This window comes from Xanthomonas sp. SHU 308, assembly GCF_000364645.1.
GTDB lineage: Bacteria > Pseudomonadota > Gammaproteobacteria > Xanthomonadales > Xanthomonadaceae > Xanthomonas_A > Xanthomonas_A sontii.
This window is the reverse complement of the sequence record NZ_AQOK01000583.1, coordinates 1-9,838: the sequence shown is the minus strand read 5'-3', so window position 1 is coordinate 9,838 and position 9,838 is coordinate 1. Positions and strand designations below refer to the sequence as shown.

At 71.0% G+C, this 9,838-nt stretch carries 10 protein-coding genes; all 10 read right to left on the bottom strand.

Going from position 1 to position 9,838, the window contains the following annotated elements:
- Window positions 1–99 precede the first annotated feature (99 nt).
- The 10 genes from trbJ to D588_RS0116865 all read right to left on the bottom strand — a co-directional run bounded on the left by trbJ (window position 100) and on the right by D588_RS0116865 (window position 9,722).
- Window positions 100–855, bottom strand: a complete 756-nt coding sequence (gene trbJ, locus D588_RS0116910; protein WP_017916820.1) for a P-type conjugative transfer protein TrbJ — start codon at window positions 853–855, stop codon at window positions 100–102.
- On the bottom strand, window positions 852–3,326 hold the full coding sequence (gene trbE, locus D588_RS0116905) for a conjugal transfer protein TrbE (RefSeq protein WP_017916819.1): 2,475 nt from the start codon (window positions 3,324–3,326) through the stop codon (window positions 852–854). The genes trbJ and trbE overlap by 4 nt, the downstream gene beginning before the upstream one ends.
- Before the next feature lie 15 nt (window positions 3,327–3,341).
- Window positions 3,342–3,611 (bottom strand): VirB3 family type IV secretion system protein, encoded by a 270-nt coding sequence (locus D588_RS0116900; protein WP_017916818.1) that lies wholly within the window; start codon window positions 3,609–3,611, stop codon window positions 3,342–3,344.
- Window positions 3,608–4,000 carry a TrbC/VirB2 family protein gene (locus tag D588_RS0116895; protein ID WP_017916817.1) on the bottom strand — a complete coding sequence of 131 codons (393 nt, stop codon included), beginning with the start codon at window positions 3,998–4,000 and terminating at the stop codon, window positions 3,608–3,610. The genes D588_RS0116900 and D588_RS0116895 overlap by 4 nt, the downstream gene beginning before the upstream one ends.
- Window positions 3,997–5,031, bottom strand: coding sequence for a P-type conjugative transfer ATPase TrbB (trbB, locus tag D588_RS0116890; RefSeq protein WP_017916816.1), 1,035 nt, complete (start codon window positions 5,029–5,031; stop codon window positions 3,997–3,999). Before trbB ends, D588_RS0116895 begins: the two co-directional genes overlap by 4 nt.
- Entirely contained in the window at window positions 5,028–5,492 is a 465-nt protein-coding gene (locus tag D588_RS0116885) for a CopG family transcriptional regulator (protein ID WP_017916815.1), read from the bottom strand. Before D588_RS0116885 ends, trbB begins: the two co-directional genes overlap by 4 nt.
- On the bottom strand, window positions 5,489–7,501 hold the full coding sequence (locus D588_RS0116880) for a conjugal transfer protein TraG (RefSeq protein ID WP_043085557.1): 2,013 nt from the start codon (window positions 7,499–7,501) through the stop codon (window positions 5,489–5,491). The genes D588_RS0116885 and D588_RS0116880 overlap by 4 nt, the downstream gene beginning before the upstream one ends.
- A 265-nt stretch (window positions 7,502–7,766) precedes the next feature.
- Entirely contained in the window at window positions 7,767–8,021 is a 255-nt protein-coding gene (locus D588_RS0116875; protein WP_026143813.1) for an EexN family lipoprotein, read from the bottom strand.
- Between the two features lie 92 nt (window positions 8,022–8,113).
- The gene (locus tag D588_RS0116870; protein WP_043085555.1) at window positions 8,114–9,082 is read right to left on the bottom strand and encodes a LysR substrate-binding domain-containing protein; all 969 of its coding nucleotides are present in this window, start codon (window positions 9,080–9,082) and stop codon (window positions 8,114–8,116) included.
- Between the two features lie 187 nt (window positions 9,083–9,269).
- Window positions 9,270–9,722: a hypothetical protein gene (locus D588_RS0116865; RefSeq protein WP_157836483.1), complete on the bottom strand. Its 453-nt coding sequence runs from the start codon at window positions 9,720–9,722 to the stop codon at window positions 9,270–9,272.
- Window positions 9,723–9,838: the final 116 nt, after the last annotated feature.

Sequence of the window (9,838 nt, the reverse complement as noted above, 5' to 3'; positions counted from 1 at the left end):
CCGATCTCGAGATTGCCGCCGGCAGCGTCTGCGGCCCGCCGCACCCGGCCAGCAGGCCACCGGCGGCAAGCAAGGCGGCGCGTCGCATCACCGTGCCCCTCATCGGGGGTAGAAGTTCACCGGCAGCGGCGTGTAGGCCGTGCCGCTGCCCATGAAGCGCCGCGTCACTTCGCGTCCGCGTTCGACGGCGGCCGCCTGTCGCGCCATCTCAAGCGCCGCCGCGCGGTCCTGCGTGATCTGCAGGCGCTGCATCTGGATGGACTGCTTGGCCTGCAGGGCCAGCAACTGGTTCATGGCCTGCATCGCCTGCAGGGCGCCGTCGGCCGACTGGCTCTTGCCCACCAGGTCGGCCAGCACGCCTTCGTCGTCGCTCAGGTTCTGCGCGGCCTGCGCCTGCATCTGCAGGGTCGTCTGCAGGCCGTTGAGGGTGTTCTTCCAGCGCGCCTGCGCATCGAGGTACATCTGGTTGCCGCTGACCGTGGCGGCGTATTGCTCGGGGTACAGGCGCGCGAACTCGCCGTCGATGCTCGCCACGTCGTACGCCAACCCCTTGGCCTGCGCGATCAGCCGCTGCGTGGTGGCGAGGTTGGCGCGCAACTGCCCCACCACGCTGGACGGCAGGCTGCGCAGATTGCGCGCCTGGTTGATGAGCATCTGGGCCTCGTTCTGGAGCTGGCGGATCTGGTTGTTGATCTGCTCCAGCGTGCGCACCGCCGTGAGCGTGTTCTGCACCAGGTTGGTCGGGTCGAGCACGATGTCGCCGACGCCGAACAGGGCATGCGCGGGCTGGGCGACGCCCAGGGCCAGCACGCAGGCGGCGGCCAGCGCGGAGAGCTTGGAAGCACGAGTGTTCATGACGGGTTCTCCTGAGAACGGTGAGGAAACGACTGCGAGCCTGGAAACGCCCGCAGCAGATCGGCCGCCCAGCCGAGATGGCGATGGCGCAGCCACGCCGCGGCGAACGCGGCGGAATCGGAAGCGCAAGACGCGCTCGCCGACAACACGGCATCGATGTCGCGCTGGTCCTGCGGCGTGGACGCCGCCGCGAACGCCAGCGCCGCCGGCCCCAGGTCGAGGTCGAACAGCCGGTTGCCCAGGCGCGACTGGTAGTAGTAGTCGCGCTTCGGTACCGCCGTGGCGACGATCTCGATCTGCCGGCCGTTGAGCCCGAAGCCTTCGTAGATCGTGCGGATCTGCGGTTCGGTCGCCTGCGGGTTCGGCAGGAAGATGCGGCTGGCGCAGCTCTCGACGATGGCCGGCGCGATGCTCGACGCCTGGATGTCCGCCAGCGACTGCGTGGCGAAGATCACCGACACGTTCTTCTTGCGCAGCGTCTTGAGCCATTGCCGGATGCGCGCGGCGAACACCGGGTCGTCGAGGAACAGCCAGGCCTCGTCCAGGATCAGCAGCGTGGGTGCGCCATCGAAGCGCGCCTCGAAACGCGCGAACAGATAGCCCAGCACCGCCATGACCGCGGCCTTGCTGTGCATCAGTTCCTCCATCTCGAAGCACTGCACGTCGCCCGCGCCCAGACGGTCGTGGTCGGCGTCCAGCAGCCGCCCGTGGGCGCCGCCCAGCACGTAGGGCGCCAGTGCCTGCCGCAGCGCGTTCGACTGCAGCAGCACGGACAGCCCTGTCATCGTGCGCTGCTGCACCGGCGCCCCGGCCAGGCTGCCGAGCGCCGACCAGACCGCCGCCTTCTCGTCCGGCCCGACCGGCACGCCCTCGTGCAGCAAGCGGCCCTCGATCCATTCCGCGGCCCAGGCGCGGTCGCCGTCCTGGTCGATACGTGCCAACGGCTGGAAGGCGATCTCGCCGCCCTCCTCCGCGCCCTTGCCCAGGTCGTAGTGCTCGCCGCCCAGGCCCAGGATCGTGGCCCGCATCGAGCGCCCCATGTCGAAGACGAACAGGCGCGAACCGGCGTAGCGCCGGAACTGCATCGCCAGGGTGGCCAGCAGCACCGACTTGCCCATGCCGGTCGGGCCGGCCACCAGCGTGTGGCCGACGTCGCCGACGTGCGTCACCAGCCGGAACGGCGTCGCGCCCTCGGTGCGCGTGACGATCAGCGGCGGCCCAGCGAGATGGGCATTGCGCTCCGGCCCTGCCCAGACCGCCGATACCGGCATCAGGTGCGCCAGGTTCAGCGTCGAGACGATGGGCTGGCGCACGTTGGCGTAGGCATTGCCGGGAATGGACGACAGCCACGCCTCCACGGCATTGAGGGTCTCAGGAATCGTGACGAAGCCGCGGCCCTGAATGACACGCTCCACCATGCGCAACTGCTCGTCGGCCGTGGCCGGATCGGCATCGAGCACCGTCACGGTGGCGGTCAGATAGCCGAAAGCGACCTGGTCGCTGCCCAGTGCCTGCAGCGCCGCATCGGCGTCGGCCGCCTTGTTGCTCGCATCCGTATCGACCAGCGGGCTTTCCTGCTGGAAGACCGTTTCGCGCAGCAGCGCGATGACGTTCTTGCGCTTGGCGAACCACTGCCGGCGCAGGCGGGTGAGTTCCTTCTCCGCCTCGGCTTTGTCGAGGCAGAGGAAGCGCGTGCTCCATCGGTAGGCGAAGCCGAGACGGTTGAGGTCGTCCAGCACCCCCGGCCATGTCGCCGTCGGAAAGCCACGCACCGACACCACGCGCAGGTGCTGGCCGCCCAGCGTCGGCGCCAGGCCGCCGGCCAGCGGGCAGTCGGCCAACAGCGCGTCGAGGTGGAACGGCACCTCGGGCACGCGCACGCGGTGGCGCCGCGTGGACACCGTGGCATGCAGATAGGTCAGCGTGCCAGCGTCGTCGAGCCAGGCGATGTCCGGCATCACGCCGTCGAGCAGATCGAACACCCGGTCCGTTTCCGCCACGAAGGCCTGCAGCCGCTCGCGCCAGTTCACGCCCTCGGTGGGCGTGTTCTCGTAGAGCAACGCCGCCGCGCGCGCCCGGGATTCTTCGGGCGGCAGATACACCAGCGTCAGGTGGTAGCCGCTCTCGAAGTGCTGGCCGGCGTCCTCGAACGCGGCGCGCCGCTCCTCGTCCACCAGCCAGGACAGCGGCTCCGGAAACACCGACTGCGGGTAGTCCGCCGCCGGCCGGCGCTCGGCCTCGACGAACAGGGCCCAGCCCGACCCCAGGCGGCGCAGCGCGTTGTTCAGCCGCGCCGACGTGGCGATCAGCTCGCCCTGCGTGGCGCTGTCCAGGTCCGGTCCGCGGAACCGCGCCGTGCGCTGGAACGCCCCGTCCTTGTTCAGCACCACGCCCGGCGCCACCAGGCCCGCCCAGGGCAGCCAGTCGGCCAGCAGCGCAGGCCGCTGGCGGTACTCGGTGAGGTTCAGCATGCGGGCCTCCTCCGCTCACACGTCCAGCAGCGGGCGATGCTTGATGTGCCGGGCGAAGACCTGCATGAACTGCGGATCGACGCGCGCGCCCCAGACCGCCAGTGAGTGGCCGACGATCCAGAGCACCACGCCGGGAATCCACAGTTGCAGGCCCAGCCCCACCGCGGCGGCCAGCGTGCCGTTGGCGATCGCCACCGTGCGTGGCGCACCGCCCAGCAGGATGGTCTCGGTCAACGAACGGTGCAGCGGCACCTCGAAGCCGGGCAGCTCACCGGCCGCACTCATACGAGCGCCCCGCCCGAGAAGCTGAAGAACGACAGGAAGAACGACGACGCGGCGAACGCGATGCTCAGCCCGAAGACGATCTGGATCAGCTTGCGAAAGCCGCCCGAGGTGTCGCCGAAGGCCAGCGCCAGCCCGGTCGAGATGATGATGATCACCGCCACGATGCGCGCCACCGGCCCCTGGATGGATTCGAGGATGGACTGCAGCGGCCCCTCCCACGGCATGGACGAGCCGGCGGCCTGGGCCGTACCGGCCAGCAGCAGCGACAGCGCGGCAAGCATCAGGCCCTGCACGGCCGGGCGGACGACGCGCGCCAGGCGCGCGTCGTCGGGCGCCGTCGAACGCGGGTTGGCGGAAAGACGGAAAGCAGCAAGGTGCATCTGCGTCATGGCAGTTCTCCAGAAAGTGACGAGTCATGGGATGGGAAGGACACCGGCGGCAGCTCCGGAAACGGCGTTTCCAGCGCATCCACCAGGCGATAGCCCGCACCGTCGAAGCCGACGACGCGGGCGATGCTCTCGATGCGGCGCTTGCGCCCGCGCCCGGCGATGTGGATCACCAGGTCGACCGCCTCGGCGATCAGCGCACGCGGCGGGTTCACCGCCACTTCGAGAATCAGCTGCTCCAGGCGCAGCAGCGCGCCCAGCGCGGAGCCGGCATGGATGGTGGCGATGCCGCCCGGGTGCCCGGTGCCCCAGACCTTGATGAGGTCCAGCGCTTCGGCGCCGCGCACCTCGCCCACCACCACGCGGTCCGGCCGCAGGCGCATGGACGAGCGCACCAGCTCGGTCATCGACACCACGCCCTGGCGCGTGCGCAGCGGCACGTGGTCGCGCGCCGCGCACTGCAGCTCCACCGTGTCTTCCAGCACCAGCACGCGGTCGCCGGTGGCGGCGATCTCGGCCAGCAGCGCGTTGGCCAGCGTGGTCTTGCCGGTGCTGGTGCCGCCGGCGATCAGCACGTTCTGGCGCTCGCGCACGGCACGCACCAGCAGGCCCGCCTGGGCGGCGGTCATCATGCCGTCGGCGATGTAGCGTGGCAGCGGAATCACCCCCACCGCCCGCTTGCGCAGCGCGAAGGCCGGCCCGGGCGCTGCCGGCGGCAGAACACCCTCGAAGCGCTCGCCGGTCTCGGGCAATTCGGCGGACAGCAGCGGCTGACCGCGATGCACCTCCGCGCCCACGTGCGCCGCCACCAGCCGGATGATCCGCTCGCCATCGGCCTCGGGCAGCTCCACGCCCATCGGCGCACGCCCCGACGACAGCCGGTCCACCCAGAGGCTGCGGTCGGGGTTGAGCAGGATCTCCACCACATCCGGGTCCTCCAGCGCGGTGGCGATCACCGGCCCCATTGCCGTGCGCAGCATCCGGACGCGGCGATCCAGCGACGTGGCGGCGAAGGACAGCGCCACCGCGCTCATGACGCACGCTCCTGCGCCTGGGCTGCGGCTGCCGCGTCCTCCATCCGCATCGGATCGGGATGCAGCTCCTCCACCACGTCGCGCACCAGGCTGCGGCCACGCAGCAGATGGCGCCCCAACTGTTCGACGAACTGTTCGAAGCGCACCTTGCCCTGCGCGCGGGCGGCGTCCTGATGGGCTTCGGGCACCGGCGTGCTGACCGTGAGGTAGTAGCGCACGTACAGCGCCACCGTCTCGATCAGGATGTTCTGGTCGCGCTCCAGCCGCTCGGCCTGCCGCGAGAGGCGATCCAGCCGCTTGGCGATGGCCGCCTCGCGCTGGTCGCCGGCATCCGGCGACAGCCAGGACGCCAGCGCCGCCGCCACGATGGACGACTTGGACACGCCCTTCTTCGCGGCCAGCGCGTCCAGGCGCCTGGCGTGCTCGGGCTGGATGAACAGATTGAGTCGATGCTGGGTCATAGGTCGATGCCGTCGTCAGGGTCGAGAGACGCCAGCCGGGCCGTGCGCTGCAGGGCCGGGTCGAACTGGCGGGGGAGCGGAAGCGGCGCGTCGTCGTCATCGAGCAGCGCGAGGTCGCCGGCAGGCGCCACGGGCCCGGCGTCGTAGGCGACGGTCTCGGCGAGTTCGGGCTGCCGGCGCGGGCCGCCGTCGTCGGCGCTGCCCGTGCCGCCACCAGCAGCGCTGGACGGTGCTGCGGGCACCACCGGAATCGCCAGCCCGCTCCAGTCGTCGGCGCGCGCGGGCGGCGTATCGGCATAGCGGCCTCCCCCCAGCACGGGCGGAGGCTGCACGCGCCGCTTGAAATTCGCGTCCGCGTAATAGCGCAGCTTCTGGGCCTTGATCGGCGCCACGCTGGAGACCATCACCACAGCCTCGTCGGGCGGCAGCTGCATCACCTCGCCGGGCGTGAGCAGCGGGCGCGCCGTCTCCTGGCGCGAGACCATCAAGTGGCCCAGCCACGGCGCCAGCCGGTGGCCGGCGTAGTTGCGCTGCGCGCGCAGCTCGGTCGCGGTGCCCAGCGTCTCGGAGATGCGCTTGGCGGTGCGCTCGTCGTTGGTCGCGAAGGTCACCCGCACATGGCAGTTGTCCAGGATCGAATGGTTCTGGCCGTAGGCCTTGTCGATCTGGTTGAGCGACTGCGCGATCAGGAAGCTGCGGATGCCGTAGCCCGCCATGAACGCCAGCGCCGTCTCGAAGAAATCCAGCCGGCCCAGCGCCGGAAACTCATCGAGCATCAGCAGCAGTTTGTGGCGGCGCGCGATGCCGTCCGCCCCGTCCAGCGATTCGGTCAGGCGCCGGCCGATCTGGTTGAGGAGCAGCCGGATCAGCGGCTTGGTCCGCGAGATGTCCGACGGCGGCACCACCAGGTACAGCGACACCGGGTGCTCGGCCGCAATCAGGTCCGCGATGCGCCAATCGCAGCGCGAGGTGACCTCGGCCACCGTCGGGTCGCGGTACAGGCCCAGGAACGACATGGCGGTGCTCAACACGCCGGAGCGCTCGTTCTCCGACTTGTTGAGCACCTCCCGCGCCGCCGACGCGACCACAGGATGCGGCCGATCGACCAGATGCGGCGTGGTCATCATCCGGTGCAGCGTCAGCTCGAACGGGCTGGCCGGGTCGGAGAGGAAGTTGGCCACGCCGCGCAGCGTCTTGTCCTCGCCCGCATAGAGCACGTGCAGGATGGCCCCCACCAGCAGCGCATGGCTGGTCTTCTCCCAGTGGTTGCGCCGCTCCAGCGCACCTTCGGGATCGACCAGGATGTCGGCGATGTTCTGCACGTCGCGCACCTCGTGCGCGCCGCGCCGCACCTCCAGCAGCGGGTTGTAGGCCGCCGACCGGGCATCCGTGGGGTTGAACAGCAGGCAGTGCGAGAAGCGCGCGCGCCAGCCCGCGGTGATCTGCCAGTTCTCGCCCTTGATGTCGTGGATGACCGCCGACGCCGGCCAGGACAGCAGCGTCGGCACCACCAGCCCCACGCCCTTGCCCGAGCGCGTGGGCGCGAAGGTCAGCACGTGTTCCGGCCCGTCGTGGCGCAGATAGGCGTCGCCATGGCGGCCGAGGAACACCCCGGCGGGCGCGTCCAGCCCGGCCTTGCGCACGTCCGCCGCATCCGCCCAGCGGGCCGAACCATAGGTGGTGACGCGGCGCGACTGCCGCGAGCGCCACAGCGACAGCGCCACGGCCGCGCCCACCGAGGCCAGCGCACCGGAGGCCGCGATCGCGCCGCCCGTGTCGAAGACCTTCGGCGCGTAGGCGTCGTAGAAGAACCACCACTCGAACAGCCGCCACGGGTGGTAGACCTTCGCCCCGAACGACTCGAACCAGGGCGCGCCCAACCGGGCCTGATAGCCCAGCGCCGCGGCGGTCCACTGCGTGCCGGCCCACACGCCGGCCACGGCCGTGCCGACGACCACCGCCACCTGCCCGTAGAGAATGCCCTGATGGCTTGCGCCCGACTGCTGCACAACGCCCTCCGCTGCGTGCGACACGCGCACACCGCGTGCGCGTGGCGGCACGAAGGCGTGCCGCACGGGCGAGGATCAGGGCCGCATCAGGAGGCGGTCAAAGACCGAAATCGGCACAAACGTCGCACAGGAATCAACAACGCCCACCCGGGCGAACCGGAGACGATGGCAGCGTGCTGGAGCGCGCAGTCACGCGATGGGCGCATGCGCCTCCTGCGCCCCGCCGCAACGGCACGCAGCCGCGCAGCGACGCGCAGCAGCGCGATCAGGGCTGCGGCGCCGCCTTGTACGGATCGGGCGGCCTGGGCCGCCCTTCCCCCAGGAAGCGCCGCGTCGTGGCCTCTCCCACCCGGGCGCACAGGGCATCGCCCATGGAGTCACGGTCCAGCTTGCACCGCCTCTGCAACTTCTGCAGCCGTTCGGGCTGCGCGATGAGTTCCTCCACGGTGGGCATGGGCCGGTGCCCGGGCTTGCAGGCGGTGAGCAGCATGGCGGCGAGCAAGGTCAACGATCTTTTCATGGCAGGCATTCCTCCAATCCAGTGGAAACACAGACGACCCATCAGGATCGCCACGACGCAATCCGCCCGCCCGTGTGCAACGGCGGACGGCATCACGATGGGGTGGCTGGCGGCTCGGGCAAGCCATGGCGCGTCACCTTGACGCCGTTCTGCGCATCCACCGCATGCACCCGCTCGATGAAGCGCCCCAGCGCTTCCGGCGGTTCTCCGGCAGGCCGCAGCAGGTAGGTATGCAGCCGGGGCGAGCGCCCCGCCAACGGCCGCGCCACCACGTGGAGTTCGTGGCTGGCGGCGATCAGCGACTCGCCGACCAGTGCCAGCGCGATGCCGGCCGAGACCAGCACCATCATCAGTTCGGACGAATCCACCGTCTCGGCCACCAGCGGCTCCTGCCCGCTGGTGCACAGCACCTGCGCCACCTGGCCCGCATAGCCCTCGAACACCCGCGCATCGCCCATCAGCAAGGGATAGCGCAGCAATTCGTCCAGCGGGATGCGCCGGTAGGCCAGCAGCGGATGGCGCGCTGGCACGGCCACGCGCAGCGGCTCGCTCCACACCTGCTCGGCCACCACGCCGTCGCCCGGCGTGCCGCACTGCGCCAGCCCCACGTCGTACTGCTCCTCGCGCAGCCCTTTGAGCAACTGCGCCAAGGGCACACGGAACAGCCGCACGTCCACCTCGGGTTCCTCCTGCCGGCACAGGGCCAGCAGCGCCGCCAGCTGGGCCGAGGGAATCGCATCGGACAGCGCGATGCGCATCTGCCCGTAGTAGCCATGCGCCGCGGCACGCACGCTGTCGTGCGCCTGGCCCAGCACCGCGAAGACCCGGTGCGCATGCGCCAGGAACAGCTCGCCGGCCCGCGTCAGCCGCGTGCTGCGCGTCGTGCGCGCGAACAACTGCACGCCCAAGGCCTCCTCCAGCTCCTTGATCGTCCGCGACAGCGGCGACTGCTCGATGTGCAGCCGCTGCGCCGCGCGCGCGAAATGCAGCTCGCTCGCCACGGCCAGGAAGCAGCGCAGATGCCGCAACTCGACCGGCGTCGACCGCCAGGGGTCAGGCATCCGGTCCATCAGGCTCCCTGCACTGCACGGACACCAGCCGCAAGCAGGTTCCGCCATCGCCTGACAGGGCAGTGCCGCGCAGCGCGCCTCCCCCACCCGTCGCCGCGTGCGCTCAGGCGCAGCGCCGCGTCCTGCCGCCTGCCCGTGCAGCAGGCGAACAGACCGGCGCACCGCGCCATCGCCCGGCTCAAGCACCGCCCCAGCGGGGATAGCCCACCCCCATCCCGGCCCCCTGCGCGTCGCGCCCGTCGCGATGACGCAGGGTCTGCGCCGTGGGCGCATAGGCCTGCAGCAGCGACTGAACCTCCGCCACGAACGCCTCCCGGTCGATGCTCACGGGCAGCGCCCGATCGACCCCTGCGGCCAGCACCGGATCGCGCTGCCGCTCCCGCTCGATGATCGCGATCAGGCCCAGGCGCCACGCCCCCAAGGCGCCGATGAGGCCGATCACGTCGTGCTCCGGCGCATCCAGGCCCGCCACCACCAGCACCTGCGCGGCGCACCGGCGCGGCGGATGCAGCACGTGCGCCGGCCGCGTGGCCAGCCGCACGTCCACACCGATCACCCCCACCGACATGCACAGACGCAGCAGCCGCAGATCGTCGTCGGGGTCGCGGCAGCCGAGCGACAGCAGCGTCAAGGTGTGCTCCAGCCTCACACACCGCTTTCGTCCACGCGTGCGCGTGCGGTGGCGCCGCGCCCCACGCGGCCGGCCGCGTCGCCGCCTGGCGAACGACCGCCGCCCTGCACGCCGCA